Annotated in this window: 17 protein-coding genes; 11 read left to right on the top strand and 6 right to left on the bottom strand. The window is 60.4% G+C overall.

Annotated features, from left to right (window positions below):
• Window positions 1–164: 164 nt before the first annotated feature.
• The 3 genes from AC1RO0_RS23630 to AC1RO0_RS23620 all read left to right on the top strand — a co-directional run bounded on the left by AC1RO0_RS23630 (window position 165) and on the right by AC1RO0_RS23620 (window position 2,895).
• The gene (locus AC1RO0_RS23630; protein ID WP_034482462.1) at window positions 165–749 is read left to right on the top strand and encodes a hypothetical protein; all 585 of its coding nucleotides are present in this window, start codon (window positions 165–167) and stop codon (window positions 747–749) included.
• 298 nt (window positions 750–1,047) lie between these two features.
• Entirely contained in the window at window positions 1,048–1,983 is a 936-nt protein-coding gene (locus AC1RO0_RS23625; protein ID WP_498595056.1) for an ArdC family protein, read from the top strand.
• Window positions 1,984–2,586: 603 nt separating this feature from the next.
• Window positions 2,587–2,895: a DUF736 domain-containing protein gene (locus AC1RO0_RS23620; RefSeq protein WP_034482464.1), complete on the top strand. Its 309-nt coding sequence runs from the start codon at window positions 2,587–2,589 to the stop codon at window positions 2,893–2,895.
• 46 nt (window positions 2,896–2,941) lie between these two features.
• On the opposite strand, the gene AC1RO0_RS23615 is transcribed toward AC1RO0_RS23620, so the two are convergent.
• The 5 genes from AC1RO0_RS23615 to traC form a co-directional block, all read right to left on the bottom strand.
• Window positions 2,942–3,220 carry an HU family DNA-binding protein gene (locus AC1RO0_RS23615; protein WP_047639255.1) on the bottom strand — a complete coding sequence of 93 codons (279 nt, stop codon included), beginning with the start codon at window positions 3,218–3,220 and terminating at the stop codon, window positions 2,942–2,944.
• A 38-nt stretch (window positions 3,221–3,258) separates the two neighbouring features.
• A complete protein-coding gene (locus tag AC1RO0_RS23610) occupies window positions 3,259–3,570 on the bottom strand; it encodes a WGR domain-containing protein (protein ID WP_052224207.1) in 312 nt (103 codons plus the stop codon).
• Window positions 3,571–3,736: 166 nt separating this feature from the next.
• Window positions 3,737–5,659, bottom strand: a complete 1,923-nt coding sequence (traG, locus tag AC1RO0_RS23605; RefSeq protein ID WP_047639424.1) for a Ti-type conjugative transfer system protein TraG — start codon at window positions 5,657–5,659, stop codon at window positions 3,737–3,739.
• The gene (gene traD, locus AC1RO0_RS23600) at window positions 5,646–5,861 is read right to left on the bottom strand and encodes a type IV conjugative transfer system coupling protein TraD (RefSeq protein ID WP_047639425.1); all 216 of its coding nucleotides are present in this window, start codon (window positions 5,859–5,861) and stop codon (window positions 5,646–5,648) included. The genes traG and traD overlap by 14 nt, the downstream gene beginning before the upstream one ends.
• A gap of 4 nt (window positions 5,862–5,865) precedes the next feature.
• Window positions 5,866–6,129 (bottom strand): conjugal transfer protein TraC, encoded by a 264-nt coding sequence (gene traC / locus AC1RO0_RS23595; protein ID WP_081999553.1) that lies wholly within the window; start codon window positions 6,127–6,129, stop codon window positions 5,866–5,868.
• Between the two features lie 253 nt (window positions 6,130–6,382).
• Between traC and traA the strand changes: the two genes are divergently transcribed.
• From traA to AC1RO0_RS23555, 8 genes are all read left to right on the top strand, one after another.
• Window positions 6,383–9,685, top strand: coding sequence for a Ti-type conjugative transfer relaxase TraA (gene traA, locus AC1RO0_RS23590; protein ID WP_047639256.1), 3,303 nt, complete (start codon window positions 6,383–6,385; stop codon window positions 9,683–9,685).
• Complete coding sequence (gene traF / locus AC1RO0_RS23585; protein WP_047639257.1) at window positions 9,682–10,212, top strand: conjugative transfer signal peptidase TraF; 531 nt, start codon at window positions 9,682–9,684, stop codon at window positions 10,210–10,212. The genes traA and traF overlap by 4 nt, the downstream gene beginning before the upstream one ends.
• Complete coding sequence (locus AC1RO0_RS23580; RefSeq protein WP_081999554.1) at window positions 10,133–11,380, top strand: conjugal transfer protein TraB; 1,248 nt, start codon at window positions 10,133–10,135, stop codon at window positions 11,378–11,380. The genes traF and AC1RO0_RS23580 overlap by 80 nt, the downstream gene beginning before the upstream one ends.
• Window positions 11,381–11,385: 5 nt before the next feature.
• A complete protein-coding gene (locus AC1RO0_RS23575) occupies window positions 11,386–12,003 on the top strand; it encodes a TraH family protein (protein WP_047639258.1) in 618 nt (205 codons plus the stop codon).
• 68 nt (window positions 12,004–12,071) lie between these two features.
• Window positions 12,072–12,872 (top strand): LuxR family transcriptional regulator, encoded by an 801-nt coding sequence (locus AC1RO0_RS23570; RefSeq protein ID WP_498595055.1) that lies wholly within the window; start codon window positions 12,072–12,074, stop codon window positions 12,870–12,872.
• A gap of 236 nt (window positions 12,873–13,108) precedes the next feature.
• Window positions 13,109–14,158, top strand: coding sequence for a class I SAM-dependent methyltransferase (locus AC1RO0_RS23565; protein ID WP_498595054.1), 1,050 nt, complete (start codon window positions 13,109–13,111; stop codon window positions 14,156–14,158).
• Window positions 14,159–14,189: 31 nt separating this feature from the next.
• Window positions 14,190–15,593: a hypothetical protein gene (locus AC1RO0_RS23560; RefSeq protein WP_498595053.1), complete on the top strand. Its 1,404-nt coding sequence runs from the start codon at window positions 14,190–14,192 to the stop codon at window positions 15,591–15,593.
• A gap of 129 nt (window positions 15,594–15,722) precedes the next feature.
• Window positions 15,723–16,229 carry a GNAT family N-acetyltransferase gene (locus AC1RO0_RS23555; protein ID WP_498595052.1) on the top strand — a complete coding sequence of 169 codons (507 nt, stop codon included), beginning with the start codon at window positions 15,723–15,725 and terminating at the stop codon, window positions 16,227–16,229.
• A gap of 141 nt (window positions 16,230–16,370) precedes the next feature.
• Here the strand turns inward: AC1RO0_RS23555 and AC1RO0_RS23550 are convergent, their stop codons facing one another.
• Window positions 16,371–16,679 carry a helix-turn-helix transcriptional regulator gene (locus AC1RO0_RS23550; RefSeq protein ID WP_037197787.1) on the bottom strand — a complete coding sequence of 103 codons (309 nt, stop codon included), beginning with the start codon at window positions 16,677–16,679 and terminating at the stop codon, window positions 16,371–16,373.
• Window positions 16,680–16,688: the final 9 nt, after the last annotated feature.

Below are 16,688 nucleotides of genomic sequence, written 5' to 3'. Positions count from 1 at the left end.
CAGTCCGCGTCATCCACAACCCTTCCTCGCTCAGCCCGCAGCGCCCTGACCTTGGGCCGGGCCGCTGATGCCCATGTCCTTTCGACCGCACCCGAGGAACAGAGCCGGACAAACGACCGGCAACCCGCGGGCTTTGCTGAAAAATCGCTCGAAAGGATACCATCATGACCACGAACTCTCGCTCCACCCAAAAGGCTCGCCCCGCAAAGTCCCAGCGCGCCACTACCCTCGAAATGGTCAGGCACGCCTGCCCCGACACCGCCCAGGCGCTGCGCATCTCAGAAAGCTTCGGCCTTGCCGTCATCGACAGTGGTGGCATCCGTGATCTCCATCGGTCCCAACTGATCGAGAGCGCCGAGGCGCTGAAAGACGGCCTTGCCGAAAAGGCCATGCAGATCCACATGCAGCGCATCGTCGGATCCTTTGTCGGCTCCGCCTACGGCGCCGGGCAGTTCTACAGCCGCTCGGTCACCGAAGCCCGCGACCTCACCACCAAGCTCTCCAACGACGATCGCGACGAAGACCTGGAAGGCCCTGTAGGGTTCGACAGCCGCGCCCAGCGCAAACGCGAATTCGCCGCCGACATGGGGCTACAAGCCCACGTTCTCAGAATGGCAGCCGAAGGCGCCGTCTCCGCCTACGAAGACATCACCGGCGAGACCTGGAAGCCCTACGAGCGCACCCTCGAGCAGCCCGGCTTATCCGTCGACCAGAAAGCAGCCAGCGCCCAGATGGCAGCATTCGAATAGGACGATCGCGGGGCTTCGGCCCCGCATTTTCCTTTCCAGATTGAGGCGGTCGGCGCCTCAAGGCGACAGCATTTTGAGTGTGAGCATATCGCGCCCACGCGGTCCGTTCCGGATCGCGGTCTAGCTTCGCCCGGCTGCGTGCCGGCACAACGGCAAGCCGTCCTCCACTTCGTTCCGGCCCAGATCCCACTATCCCCACTCCCCGTGGGATCACCTCGGGTGCGCCGTCGCCGGCCTCCGCTCTTCGACCGCCGTGACGGACCGCGATGGGCGCGGTCTTCGAATCGAGGAGAACAAAATGAGACAGGAAAGCAGGAAGAGCGGTCAGGAAACGCGGGTCGACATCTATTCAAAAATCACAGACCGCATCATCGCCTCGCTAGAGGAGTGCGTCCGCCCTTGGGTGCAGCCCTGGAGCACAGGCCATCTGGAAGGTCGCATTACCCGTCCATTGCGGCACAATGGCGAGCCCTATTCCGGCATCAATGTTCTGCTGCTCTGGTCCGAAGCGGTATCGCGCGGTTTCCGCTCGCCGACATGGATGACATTTCGCCAGGCAGCCGAGCTTGGCGCTCATGTCCGCAAGGGTGAGACCGGTTCGACTGTCGTGTATGCGAACCGTGTCAGGAGGACGGAAACGGCTGACAATGGCGACGAGGTTGAACGCGAGATTCCTTTTTTGAAGGCCTACACGGTTTTCAATCTCGAACAGATCGATGATCTGCCCGATGAATACCTGCCATCTCTCGCCGCAAATCCCAGGCTGGACGTCAATCGCAGTGCCGCAGCGGACGCATTTTTCGCGGCAACGGGAGCCGTGATCCGCCACGGTGGCAACAAGGCATTCTTTGCTCCAGGCCCGGATATCATCCAGATGCCGCCGATCGAAACCTTCCGGGATGTGGAATCCTACTACGCGACCCTGGGCCATGAACAAATTCACTGGGCTGGAGCGAAGCATCGCCTCGATCGTGATCTCTCGCACTACGGGAAAGACAAGACCGAGCGCGCGCGTGAAGAGCTGATCGCCGAACTCGGCGCCGTTTTCCTGTGCGCCGATCTCGGCATCGTGCCGGAGATGGAGCCGCGACCGGATCACGCGAGCTATATCGCATCCTGGCTCTCGGTTCTCAGACATGAGAAACGGTTCGTCTTTTCCGCAGCCGCGCATGCGCAAAGGGCGGTGGCGTATCTCCACGATCTTCAACCGAAGGCGCAACAACGAGCAGCTTGAGTCACATCAAGTTGCGCGGACGCACCAGGAAAGGATCCTTTCTGCGGACTGCGGACTGCGGACTGCGGACTGCGGACTGCGGACGAGCTGAACGACTGACGTGCACTGCGGCGTGTGCATGGTGAGATGGGGCGGCTGTGTAAACGAAGCCATCAAAGCAGCGCGGCAATCCCACAACTGGGGGAGAAACAGGTCGAGATCCATCCCGCGGGTGCGTCGAGGCGAGCGATCAAGCTTGGTGTTTGTGAGCTGAGCGCGCTGAAGCGTGGGGCAGGGCGTTTACAACCGATCCCCGCCAGATGACGCCATTGCCGTATCCTTGCGACCTGTCAGCTGGCTCACCCACTGCGGTCTCGATGGGGCATGTCTGACCGAAGACCACCGAGCTGAAACTCGGTTCGATCGGCATCCGCAACGGCCGGCTCGTTTTCTTCCCCTGTGCGCTGGAGCGCCCATTCCTCGCGAAGGCCAAGAAAGCCTCACCTTTGGCCGTCCTCCACTGACGTTTCGGCCTTTCAGGTGCAGGCCGATCGTCCCCGGTCTGATCGACAGCCATCGAGGCCGCGGTGGGCGCGGCCCGAGCAACAGAAAAGGAATACGACAATGGCAACCATCGGCTCTTTCACCGCTTCCGGCAACGGCTTCAACGGCACCATCAAGACCCTCAACCTCAACGTCAAGGCGACGATCCGCGCAGTCGAGCGCGCCAGCGAAAAGGGTCCTGACTTCCGCATCCTCGCAGGTAATGTCGAGTTCGGCGCAGCGTGGAAGAAGACCTCGAACGAAGGCCGCGACTACCTCTCGGTCAAGCTCGACGACCCGAGCTTCCCGGCTCCGATCTACGCAACCCTGATCGAGGTCGAAGGCGAGGAAGGCCTCTCCCTCATCTGGTCCCGGCCGAACCGGGACTGACAGCAACGAAGGCCCCGCCGAAAGGCGGGGCTCTCCCTTTTTTGGATCACTTGTTCAGTGCATCCTTGAGCGCCTTTGCCGGCGCAAAGGTGAGCTTCTTCGAAGCCGCGATTTTCACGGTCGCGCCGGTGGACGGGTTGCGGCCCTCGCGTTCCGGCGACGCCTTGACTTTGAACTTTCCGAAGCCCGGGATGGAGGTTTCAGCGTCGGAGCCGGCAGCTTCTGCGATCGCCTTGAACACGGCTTCGACGATACCTTTGGCCTGAGCCCTCGTCAGGCTGTTGTCGGCGGCGATCTTGTCGGCGATTTCATTGGTGGTGGTCATGGAATTTCCTCACATCATATTAGAAGAGAGAATCCCTGTCAGCTTGCGATGAGTTTGTCATTGACGCGCTGCGATGTCGAACGCCGGATTTCCGGGGTTTCCACAGTTGATTTCGGTCTATAGCCGCGTTTTCGCTTTTCGCGGAGAAGTTCAAGGAACAGACCGATGGCCTGCTTCTCCTCATTGAAGAGCTGCACCTTCTGCTGGCCGCGTGTCCCGATCCGCCCCCAGCTTCGCACCAACGACACGTCTCCAAGGAGTGTCGGCTCTACGGAGAGCGCATAAAACCGTGCCATCTTCTTCTCAGGCTCGATGCGCTCGACATAAAGGTGATAGGGTTGAACGATCATCGGCGAAGAATCTCGCCTTCTGATCCGTTCGTCCAATGAGAGTTATGAATCGGACAATGGCCATGGATTCATTCTGGTGATCGGACGTCGCCGCCGCCAACTTGCCGCTGTTGGTGACGAAGACTGTATCTTGCCGGGGCTCTGGTAATCGTCACTCTCGTCGTTTCTAGCGTTCGACGTTCCTGTAAAATCGGTTCTCGCCCACACATGCTTTCATGTCGTCGCGCCGAAACCAAATCGCACGACCGCATCTCAGTGGCGCATTGCCGGCGGTGAACACGATCTGCTCGTCGCCGCGCATGCGCAGGACCTCGTGCGGCAGGATCAGTGCACGGCGCGTGAGCTGTTTGGAGCGCGTGCGAGATGATCCCGACATCTGCGACGACCGGCTGGTCTGGTCGACCTCGACCGTCGTGTCGCCGCAGCGCTTCGAAATATAGTCGGCCGTTTCCGGATCGTTGATCGCGGCAAATGAGACCCAGGACGCAGACTCGAACCATTTCGACGTTGCGTCACGCCCGCCATAGGCTTCGCGCATCTGCCCGATCGACTGAAAGATCAGCGTCAGAGTGATGCCATACTTGCGCCCGGCGTCGCGGGCGGTTTCGAGAATGCGCAGATAGCCGAGACGTGCCACCTCATCCAGGAGAAATAGCGTCCTGTCATTCACCTCGCCGTTGCGATTGTAGATCGCGTTCATCAGCGCACCGAGGATCACGCGTACGAGCCCCGGATGGGTCTCCAGCACCTTGAGATCGAGCGCGATGAAGATGTCCGTATTGCCGGCGGCGAGATCGTCTGTCGTGAAGCTCGACCCGGACACCAGCGCCGCATAGTTCGGGTAGGAAAGCCAGTGCGTCTCTTTCACCGCATTGGCGTAGACGCCGCTGAAGGTCTCAGGCGTCATTGAGATGAATGGCGCTACGTTCTCCTTCACGAAGGCCGAATCCGACTGGTCGTAGATGTTGGTCAGACGCTCACGCAGCTTCGGCTCGGGCTCGGAAAGGTTGGCGCGGACCTGCCGCAATGTCTGATCCTTTTCTTGCCGGTGACCGGACAGGCAGACGTCAGCAATAAGCGCGGTGAGCAGTTGCAGTGCGGAGGCGCGGAAGAAGTCGTCGCGCGCCGATGCTTGCCGTGGATTGTCGGTCATCACCCATGTGGCGACCGCGACGATATCCTCCTCCTTGGTGCTGCCGAACCGGCCGATCCAGTCGAGCGCATTGAAACCGATCGCGGGATTGCCCGAACCAAGCACGACGACATTCCGGCCGGCCCGCTTTCGATGCTCGATCACCATCGGCGCGACCTCGCTCGACGGGTCGAGCACCACGAGGCCGCCGCCCCATTTAAGCGCGGTCGGGATGGTCACCGACGTCGTCTTGAAGCCGCCCGAGCCGGCGAAAACGACCCCATGCGATGAGCCGAAGGATCCGTCGAACGTCAGAAGCGGAGTCTTGCCGCCAGCCCCCCATGTGTTTCTGGCATCGGCGCGAAACGACAACATCGACACGCTGTCGCGGTCGACACGGTATCGCTCGCCGATGACGATGCCGCCGGTGCCGGGAAACAGCCGCTCCGCCTCGGGCATACCCATCCAGTCGCTCTCGCCATGGATGGCGCGTTTGCCCCGGATGCGACGCGGCGCAGCGACGGAGAACGCAGCGTTGCCCTTGATCGCAACGCGCAATCCGAACACTCCGGCGACCAGGGCAACGGCCGCACCGGCCATCGTCGCCGGATCGGCGTAGGCAATCGGCGAGCGTCCCGCCGGCACCTCAGCTGCAAAAGCCGAAATCCGTGTCGCCTCGCGCAGCATTGCAATCATCATCGTCGCCAAGAATCCGGCGACAACGCTGCACCCCGCCACCTTGATGTTCGACGAACCGCTCGTCGCAAAAAGGAAGATGATGCCGATTGCTCCGGCAGCAACGTAGGGCAGAGCGATTCCGACCCGGCCGAGGATCAGGCGAACACCATCTGTCTTGCCCAAGGTGGCAAGCCATTGCTCGATGCCGGTCATACCAATGACAGCGACGATCATCAGCAGCGCTGGAACGATGGCGAGCAGGATCCTATTCGGTGTCACGGCCAAAGGCCTCCGCGCCGATCGCCGTCAGGCGTGATTGCTCCGCCGCGTCATCACGCAATCGCCCGGCGGCGTCGATCAGCAGGCCGAGCAGCAGCGCCCGTTTCTCGTAGCGCAGGCCCGCCTTGACGATCAGGCCTCCAAGTTCGATTTTCTCGCGCGTGTCTTTCTTCCGCGCCTCTGACGATGCCGACCGACCCATCCGCTCAAGCCTCGCCAGCATTGCCCGCAGCCGCGCCAGCCGTGAACGGTGGGGTCTCAGGCTTCCGAGGTTTTGCGTCTTGTTTGCGAAACCGCGCCGCAAGCTCCTCAAACGCCTTTTGCAATTCCGTTTCGTCGATCTCGATTTCGCCCAATCCGGCCTTCAGCGCGACGCGGCCAATCCGCTCGGCCTCCCGTGTCTCGGCCTGTCGAAGCTGATCCTGCAGCCGGGCGATTTCTTCTCTGATCTTTGACGACGGCTTCTTCATTCCGGTTGAACCCCTCATGTCCGATGCGTTTGCGCTCGGATATGAGTTTTCCCCGGATAGGTCGCGTATGCGACTAATAAAAAAGCTAGTCGGCGAGCCCGACGCTTTGGACGATCATCCCGGCCGTTCCGAAGGAGCGGTTTCCAAGGGCGCAGTAATACGTCGCTGAAGCGACGTGGCTGCGGCGGCCCGGCGAGGCTGATCGGCTCCCCACGAACACGATGTTCGTTCAACCGTCGGGATCCGTATCGCCTTGGCCATCACGCATTTCACGCCCCAGCTTATCGGACGCGGCAATGGCCGCAGCGCCGTGCTGTCGGCGGCGTATCGTCATTGCGCCAGGATGTCCTACGAGATCGAGGCGCGCACGGTAGACTATTCCAACAAGCGCAATCTCGTCCATGAGGAATTGCTGCTTCCACCCGATGCTCCGAAATGGGCGTTGGCGCTAATCGCCGATCGGTCGGTTGCCGGGGCGACTGAGGCCTTCTGGAACCGCGTCGAGGCATTCGAGAAGCGGGAGGATGCGCAGTTCGCCAAGGAGTTCATCATCGCGCTGCCGATCGAATTGTCGACGGAGCAGAACGTCGCGCTGATGCGCCAGTTCGTGTTCGAGCAGGTGTTGGCGCGCGGACAGGTCGCCGACTGGGTCTATCATGACGAACCCGGCAATCCGCATGTTCACCTGATGACGACATTGCGTCCGCTCACGCAGAAGGGCTTCGGTGCCAAGAAGATCGCCGTCGTTGGTGACGACGGCCAACCGGTTCGCACGAAAAGCGGCAAGATCCAGTATCGGCTGTGGGCCGGCGAGAAGGCGGAGTTCCTGCAGCAGCGCAATGGCTGGCTCGACCTCCAGAACCAGCATCTCGCACTCGGCGGGCATGAAATTCGTGTTGATGGCCGTTCCTACGCCGAGCGCGGCATCGACATCGTTCCTACCATCCATATCGGTGTTGGCGCCAAGGCCATCCACCGCAAGTCGGAGCAGGATGGAAGCGCCATCGAGCTCGAACGGTTGAAGTTGTTCGAGGAGCAGCGGCAGTTCAACGCCCGACGCATCGAGAAGCGGCCGGAGATCGTGCTCGATATGATCTCCTCGGAAAAGAGTGTCTTCGACCAACGTGACGTCGCCAAGGTCCTGCATCGATACATCGATGATGCGGGCACCTTCTCGCAACTGATGGCGCGGATCCTCCAGAGTCCGGAAATACTGCGCATCGAGCGCGACAGCGTTGACTTCGCCACCGGCGAAAGGATCGGCGCCCGCTATACCACGCGCGAACTGATCCAGATGGAAGCGACGATGGCGAGGCGGGCCGTGGCGCTGTCGCAAGCCAGAGGCTTCGGCATGAATGGCCGCGTTCTCGAGGCAACCTTCGAACGTCATCCACGCTTGTCGCTGGAACAGAAGACCGCGATCGAGCATATCGCCGGTCCCGCCCGGATCGCGGCTGTCGTTGGCCGCGCCGGCGCCGGAAAAACGACGATGATGAAGGCGGCGCGCGAGGCCTGGGAACTCGCCGGTTATCGTGTGGTCGGCGGCGCCCTGGCCGGCAAGGCGGCCGAGGGACTCTCGAGCGAAGCCGGGATCGACAGCCGCACGCTGGCATCCTGGGAGCTCCGTTGGAAACAGGGCAAGGACACCCTCGACAACAAGACCGTGTTCGTGCTGGACGAGGCCGGCATGGTCGCCTCGAAGCAGATGGCGCTGTTCGTGGAAGTGGCATCGCGAGCAGGCGCCAAGCTGGTGCTGGTCGGCGATCCGGAGCAGCTTCAGCCGATCGAGGCTGGGGCCTCCTTCCGAGCGATCGTCGAACGCATCGGATATGCCGAACTCGAAACGATCTACCGCCAGCGCGAGCAATGGATGCGCGACGCCTCGCTGGATCTGGCGCGTGGTCGCGTAGAAGATGCCGTCACCGCTTACCGTCAGCGGGGCCGCATCCTTGGTTCGACGCTGAAGCGCCAAGCGATCGACAACCTCATCGCCGACTGGAACATCGAATACGACCCCACAAAGACAACACTGATCCTCGCGCATCTGCGCCGTGACGTTCGCAGCCTGAACCACCTTGCCCGCGAAAAGCTGGTCGAGCGCGGCATCGTCGGCGAGGGCCATGCCTTCCGGACTGAAGATGGTATGCGCAGCTTCGACACCGGCGACCAGATCGTGTTCCTGAAGAACGACAGCGCTCTTGGCGTGAAAAACGGAATGATCGGCCGTGTCGTCGAGTCAGCTCAAAACCGCATCGTCGCCGAGATTGGGGAGGGCGATCAGCGCCAGCGCGTCACCGTCGAACAGAGGCTCTATCGCAACATCGACCATGGCTACGCCACAACGATCCACAAGAGCCAGGGCGCGACCGTCGATCGCATGAAGGTGCTCGCCTCGCTCTCGCTCGACCGGCATCTCACCTATGTAGCGATGACGCGCCATCGCGAAGATCTGGCGCTCTACTATGGTCGCCGTTCGTTCGATCTCAATGGCGGCCTGGTCAAGATCCTGTCGAAGCGCAATGCCAAGGAGACGACGCTCGATTACGAGCGCGGCACGCTGTACCGGCAGGCGCTTCGCTTCGCCGAGAACCGCGGGCTGCGTATTGCCAGTGTCGCCCGAGCGCTGGTTCAAGATCGCCTCGAATGGACGGTCCGCCAGAAACAGAAGCTCTTTGGTCTTGTGCGGCGCCTGCGCGGCGTTGGCGAACAGCTCGGCCTTGTCGAAACCCGCAAAAACCAAATCCGAAAGGAGGCCGAACCGATGGTCGCAGGCATCACTTTGTTCCCGAAATCGCTGCAAGATGCGGTGGAAGAAAAGCTCCTTGCCGATCCCGCCGTCAAGAAGCAGTGGGAGGAGGTCTCGTTCCGCTTCCGCTATGTGTTCGCCGATCCGGAAACGGCCTTCCGCGCGATGAACTTCGGCGCGGTTCTGGCTGATGCCCAGGCCGCGAAACAGACGCTCGACAAGCTCGTCGCTGATCCGACCTCGATCGGTCCGCTGAAAGGCAAGACTGGGATGCTGGCCGGCAAGGCGGAGAAGCAGGCACGGCATGTCGCCGAGGTGAACGTGCCGGCGCTGAAGCGGGACATCGAAAGTTATCTCAGCTTCCGCGAGGCGGCCGTGCGGAAGATCGAGGCAGAGGAGAAAGCGCTGCGCCAGCGGGTCTCGATCGACATCCCGGCGCTGTCACCGCAAGCATATGGCGTGCTGGAAAAGGTCCGCGACGCCATCGATCGCAACGATCTGTCGGCGGCGCTGGGCTACGCTATCGCCAATCGCGAAATCAAGGCCGAGATGGATGGTTTCAACCGCGCGGTCGCGGAACGGTTCGGCGAGCGCAACTTGCTAACGAACGCGGCGCGCGAACCTGCCGGCAAGCTGTTCGATACGCTGTCCGAGGGGATGCGTCCCGCCGAGAAGGAGAAGCTTGCAAAGGCATGGCCGATCATGCGCACCGGGCAACAGCTCTCCGCCCAGGAACGCAGCGCCGAGACACTGAAGCAGACCGAGAAACTTCGTCTGTCTCAGCGTCAGAACCAGGTCCTCAAGCAATGAGCCGCGGCCGCGCCATCTCGGTCGTCGTTGTGACATGTGTTTCCCTGACGGCGGCGGCCACCGGCGGCTGGCTTGGCGGCTATCGGCTGAACCTTACACCGAGCGAGCCGCTCGGCCTGTGGCGGATCGAGCCGCTGAGGCGGGCCGCCGCCGTTGGCGATGTCGTGTTCGATTGTCCGCCGGCGTCCGAGGAATTCGCCGCAGCTTTGGAGCGCGGTTACCTCCGTCGCGGTCTCTGCTCCGGCGGCGTTGCGCCGCTGATCAAGACCGTCGTGGCGGTCGCCGGCCAGCGTGTGAACGTCGGCTCGAACGTCGTCATCGATCGGCTTCCCCTGCCGTATTCCACAGTCGAACCAAGCGACGGTGCAGGGCGACCGCTTCAGCCTTTCACCGGCGGCATCGTGCCCTCAGGATATCTATTCCTTCACTCCGACTTTGCGAGTTCCTATGACTCCCGATATTTTGGGCCAGTGCCGGAGACGGGTCTTCTCGGCCTGGCACGGCCGGTCCTTACCTTCGATCCCTGATCGTCTTCATCAGCTCGTTCTGATCGGCGGCGCGATCATCGTCGGCGTCCTCGGTTGGAGCGGAGATGTCCTGGCACTGCCGCTCGCGATGACGTTCCCGATGCTCTGGGCATTCTCGCGATCACGGGTGACGGCGGCCTTCGTGTCGGCGGGATATTTTCTGGCGGCGTCGCGTGGGCTACCTCACGGCGTCGCCAATTTCTATGCGGCCGATCTGTGGCCCGGGATCTTGCTGTGGATCGTCGCCTCGCTTGCCTTCGTGATCCTCCATGCGGCGCTCTGGACGGATCGTCCGGGACAGGCAAGGGCGCTGCGCTATGGGGCGGCGGCTGTGCTGATGGCGATCCCTCCGTTCGGGATAGTCGGTTGGGCGCATCCGATCACGGCGGCGGGCGTATTGTTTCCGGGCTGGGGATGGGCAGGTTTCGGCGCCGCTGCAGCCGGCCTCATTGTCATGACGACAAGATGGTGGCCGGCCGCCGCCGTCATCCTAGTTGGATTCTGGCTCTGGTCCGCCGCAACGTGGACAGGTCCGGGCTTACCCGAAGGATGGACGGGCGTCGACCTAGAGCAGGGTAAAAATCTTGGCCGCGACACTTCGCTCGAGCAACAGCGTGATCTGATTGCGACAGTGAAACGTGCCGCAGGTGGCGACGCCCGCGTTGTCGTTCTTCCCGAAAGCAGCCTCGGCTTCTGGACACCGAGCGTCGAACGGCTCTGGAAAGGAGAGCTCGCGGGTAGCAGCGTCATCGTGATCGCCGGCGCGGCTGTCGTTGAGCGCGCCGGTTACGACAATGTCCTCGTCGCGATGTCCAGCGACGGCACACGCATCCTCTATCGTCAGCGCATGCCGGTTCCCGTGTCGATGTGGCAACCGTGGCTTGCCTGGGGTGGACAAGGCGGGGGCGCACGAGCTGGCTTCTTCACCAATCCCGTCGTCGAATTCGGTGGCCGGAGGATCGCGCCACTGATCTGCTACGAGCAGTTGATCGTGTGGCCTGTACTGCAGGCGTCGCTACACGGACCGGACATGATTGTCGCCGCCGGCAATGGCTGGTGGACATCCGGCACTTCGATCATCGCGGTACAGCAAGCCAGCGCCGCGGCCTGGGCCCGGCTGTTCACCTTGCCCCTCGTCACGGCATTCAACATCCAGGCAGAGGAATAGCAGCCATGGTCGATGCCGCCCTTATCCAGCAATGCGCCGATCCAAGTCTAAAGCCTGCTATCGTCGAAAAGTTTATCGCGCAGGCCGGATCGTCTGATCCGCTCACCGTCACGGTTCGCTCCGGTAACAGCGTTATTCTGGTGCCGCAGGCGAAAACACCCGACGAGGCAATGGCGCTGATCGGCGAGTATGTCGGACAGGCTGTCGTACGTGTGGGCATTACGCAATATCCGGCCGGGCTCGGGATCAAGGACGTCTCGGAGTTGAAACCGGACCTCGTCGACGCTTGCAAGAATATCCGCATGGGGACTGCGTTGTTCGGCAAGGTCTATCGCATCGTCACGAAATGGTACGGCTATGCCGTCGATGAGGCGTTCGAGGACGCCATCATCTCCTGGAAGAGCGGATATTTCGAGGGGACGGCAGTTTTCCGGGCTCCCGATCCGGGCGATGTCAAGGCGGCCAAGCCGAAGCAAGGCAAAGCGGGCATTGAGCCGGACGCGCGCCCAGGTGTGGAGCCGCAAGACCAGGAAGGTCAGGACGCTCCGACATCCGAGGGTGCAAGCGATCCTAACAAAGCAGGGATACGGGTCGATCTCTCTGGAATCGGCGGCACCAGATAGACCGCATTTCCAAATGCGTCACTGGTGAAGCGGCGATCATTCACCATAAGGCACCAAGACACCAGGCGATGGGGCAGATCCCAGAGTTTGCGAAGAACAGCAAACCGGACATGCTGCTCGAAAGGAAACCGATGGAAGATCGACAGCACTCACCATTGTCGTGGTCGTTGACGATGTTGCGAAGGGTACGCAGCAGAACGGATTTGAATGTTGCCGTTGCTGACATTCGAGATCGCTACCAATTTGCTCATCTGGCGTTTTTGGTGGTCCGCCTCGCAAATCGGGCAGACCCCGAGCCTTTCTATTGCACGACATATCCGGAAGAATGGACGTCCCTTTATCTTGATCAGAACTATTTCGAGATCGATCCCGTCATCGACCTCAGCCGCACCGGCTTCTTGCCCGTCGATTGGTCAAATCTTGATCGACGATCTCCAAGAACCCGCAGCTTTTTCAAGGAGGCGGAGTTATTCGACATTGGCCGGCACGGTTTGACGATCCCAATCAGAGGTCCGAGCGGCGAACGCAGCCTCTTTTCGGTGACGTCGAACCTGCCGACGCCTGAGTGGCGAAAGTTACGCACGTTGAGCAACCACGACCTTCAAATAGTCTCCCACTATCTGCACGAGAAAGCGCTCTCCGTATGGGGGCTAAGGACAAGCGGCGGCTACCGGAAACTATCCAGACGGGAACAGGAATGTCTTCAACTCCTGGCGCGCGGCCTCGTTACGAAGCGCATCGCCGCGAGACTGCAGATTTCGGAGAATGCGGTGCGCCTTTATCTCAAGTTAGCCAAACGCAAACTTGATGCCAGGACGATGTATCAGGCTATCGCAAGGGCGAGCTTCCTTGAAATAATCCAGTCCTGACGCTGCGCAAAAGTGTGTTTTGCGGCGCTTTGATCATGTCCTTTGTGCAAGTCAGAGCTGCGGGTCAATCTCCCAATACCGGTAGATTGCGTCGAGGCTTCCCGGCAATCAACTCTACGCAATCACAGGTAATCAAAAATTGCTCCTGGCAGGGGCGATTGGCGGAGCGGTGATGGCTGTTCCGAAAGGCGGACTACCGCGGCACCTGTCGTTTGGCTCGAAACGAGGATCGCACCATGGTGGACAGCAAGACAATAGATGCCTGGCGGAAGGCTCCGCGCCTCAATTCGTTTGCAACCTTCTTTGAACAAACAGCCAGTGGACTGGGTGGGTCGCCGGATCTGGGCAGGCCGGAGCCGGAGATGGAGCTCCTGTCGTTCGATCTCGCTTGCATGACATTCTGGGATACACACAGGCGTTTGTGGGGACATTTTGATAGCCACTATTTTGCCAGCATTCCTTATCGGCTCGAGGAGGAATGTCGTCTGGGTGCAGCAATCCTCTCGTTTGCGGAGAAGGCCTGGGCGCGCCAAGGTCGTCCCGCGACGATCTATACTCTGGGAGCTGGCGCCGGCACTCTTGCGAGGACACTGGCAAAGCTCGGTGACGGGCGTTTGAAAACCCTCAATTGCAGTCCCACAGACGGCAATCGCGTCAGCTTTTTCGCCGGGAGAGTTAGCGAGGATGCTCACTTTTACCACGGGCCGTTCTTCGAACTGGACGATGAGCGGTACGCGACAGATCAATCGCTTCAGCCTTTTCGGGACGGATATGATGTGCTGCTGGAAGACACGACTTTTCAGATGTACGGGCGTGACAGGGACAATCAAAACGGCTTCATCGCGCCCCGTGTCCGTTCCAACGGCGTGTTGGTTCAGGTGCAAAAGCTCGTCCACGGAAACACGGAAGCCTATCTTGAGCGAGAGCGCCATAAGGACGAGGTGTTCAAGTCGAGGTTTTTTACCAAGAGGCAGATTGTCGAGAAGAAACGTGGTGTTCTGGATACGATGTTCGATTTCCAGGTCGATCTGGAGACATCGCGATCGGCTCTGCGATTGTACTTCCGGTATGCCGTCGTCACGTGGAATAGCGGGAATTTCTATACGATCATCTCATCCAATTCCTTGAATTCGCTGCGAGACTTTGTCACTTCCATGGTGAAGCCGGCGATACCGCCAGAATTTTGCCACGAGCAGCTGCCGCAGATCCTCGTGAATGACGAGAAAAATCCAATCCCGTCAGACTGGGGGTGGCGACCGCCGCAGTCGATCGGCAGCGAAACCTGAACGGTCGGTTGTTCATGCGAGAATTGCAAAAATGAGCAAAGAGCTGTCGAGCGCCACGGGCGGTCAAAGTGCTGCGGAGGATGTAAGACGGACTTTGTCTTTTCTGATGCCCGACCTTGCCAGGTTCTGGGCGCTTCCGCTCAAGGACTATGCATCTGCAGTTTACGAAAACGGCGCCCGCGGCCGATGTTCGGTTCGCGACGATGCGATGATGCGGTTTCGGGCGTTTGTCACGCGTATCGCGTTGAGGGCGGGGGCTAATCAGCACGATGCAGAGCATGCAAGCCGGCAAATTGCAGCGTCGCCAGTTATCCAAACCGGCCCCCATTGTCATCTGCTCATCGAGCCTGATGCTTTCTACACACATCTGTTCAGCGCACTCGGCCTTACCGCCCATGCCCAGCGGTGGCACATCTGCTACAGCTCTTCGACGGTGAAGTTCATCGAGAAGTCGAAAAAGGGTCCAGGGTGGCTGTCGCTTGGCGGCGAGGCGGTGAACGTGTTCGGCCTGTCGCGAAGCCGGATGGATCCTTACAGTATTTGTGGCCTTAATGGGCCTTATCGCTTCACGCTGACGGGGCAAAATGGCGGCGGATCCGCCAATGCCGCCGCTGCCCGGCTCAAGGCTATTTTGCCAGACAGTGACTTTCCGTCGGCAGCCGAGGCGATCAGGGCCGCCAATCAGGTCCTGTGGCGAAGATCGTTTCCGCCATCTCTCCGGCTGCTGCAATTTGACGATATCGATGTTGCCGATCTTGTCGCGGAACATTTCGAGGACCCGACGTCATGGCTGTCGGCTCGTCTTGTCGGAGACCACTTCGCGGAAAGGATATTGCACACCACGGAGCGGCTCAACGCCGGGCCCTGGACAGGATGGATACGTCAAACAACCGATTTTTTCTGGGGTTTGGAGGATGGCAGGATATCTCCTCTGCGTTTGCGCGACGGCGTTCTTTCAGGCGGATCCCCTTCGTTCCGTGAGGTGAGGTTCGATCGTGAAAACCTCGCGGCTTCGCTGCGCCAGCGCAAACTGGTGCCGAATCTGCTGATGACGTTTCTGGTGATGTCGATCCTGCCGGGCGTTCGTGTTCTCGGCGGATGCCGGCAGACCGTATATTATCCCCTCATGCGGTACCTTGTTGCCACCACACTCGATGTCTCCAGCGATCGCGATCTCCTCGATGCGCTGAGTGCAGACGGTCGACCCGGGATGTGGGGACACCGCGTCTTGCGCCCAAAGGACGGCTCTCCGTTCAAGGAGATCGAACAGAATGGATCTGCGCTTGAGATGGCCGCCAGATACGGCGCCCATTCGCTTAAGGACGCCGCCGGCGACCTTGGCAGTTTCACCAGCGATCCGATTTGGGCGGAGCTGTCGGGGCATCTCAGCGCTCAAGCAATTCATCCTGCGTCCGCAGAGTGGCAGTGGGCATAATTCTTGCGGCTTTCTGGGGAGCTGCCGGCTGGGAGATTTGGGAAGAAAAAGCCCCTCCATGCGGCAAGTGGTTGATTGGGCTCGAAACTCTCCACGGTCGGAACTCGGTTCACGTTTCTGGAGTCCGTCATGGGAGTAGAGCGAGTATTGATCAGGCGAATTGCTCCTGACGAGATCGATGTTTTCCGGCGTATTCGGCTGGAAGCTCTTCGTTGCGAACCGGCTTCGTTCGCAAGCCGACTAGAGGACTGGGTAACGCTTCCTGATGAGGCCTGGCGCCGAAGGCTGAATGATCCGGTCTTTGTCGCCTTTAGCGGTGAAGTACCGGTTGGCATAATGGGCTTAATGCCTCAACGCCCGAGAAAAATGGCCCATCGGGCCACACTTGTGATGGTTTATCTGCGCGAATGTTTTCGCAGCACAGGTCTTGCCAAAGATCTTCTGGATGCTGTGATCGACTTTGCAAGAGGCGAGGGAGTTTTGCAGCTGGAACTCGCCGTCAACGCCGAAAATCCCGCGGGGTTGCGCTTCTACCGGCGCCATGGATTTATCGAGGTTGGCCGGATCCCCTGTGGACTGCTGGACGGTGACAGAGAAATCGAGGACGTCATCATGGTGCGGCGACTGAGCGGATGAGCATTTACCGCGCTTCTATCGGGTTTGGAATTTGGTAGCGGCTGTCATCCGCAACCGCGTTGGTCGATATTGTCTAAGGACTCGGCGATTGGGTGCTCGGCCCTGCGTTTGCCGCCGTGGGCGACGAAACGGTGCATGTTGTCAGTTGAACGGCGATTTCGCGGCGTCCTCACGCGGCGTTCTTGGCACAAAACCGACAGCAAATCCGAACAGGCGGCCGATCTTGTCCAGTGTTTCAAGTGTCGGGTTTGCGGTACCAGCTTCGATTTCGGCGACTTGCCGCCGCGTAAGACCGAGGGTTTTGGAGAACTCCTCTTGTGTCATCCCAAAGCTCTTACGGATTTCCACCACAGCGCCCGGCAGGCGCAGCGCACCCTGACGCGCCTGCTCGGCTAGATTCCGGCGGTGCTCCAGAATTTCTTCTTTCGTGGGCTTTTTCCAGCGGGCCATTTGATCAGC

It is taken from the genome of Rhizobium sp. GW821-FHT14E12, from assembly GCF_058803745.1.
The sequence above is the reverse complement of the archived record's forward strand: the minus strand, read 5'-3'. Positions and strand labels throughout refer to the sequence as shown.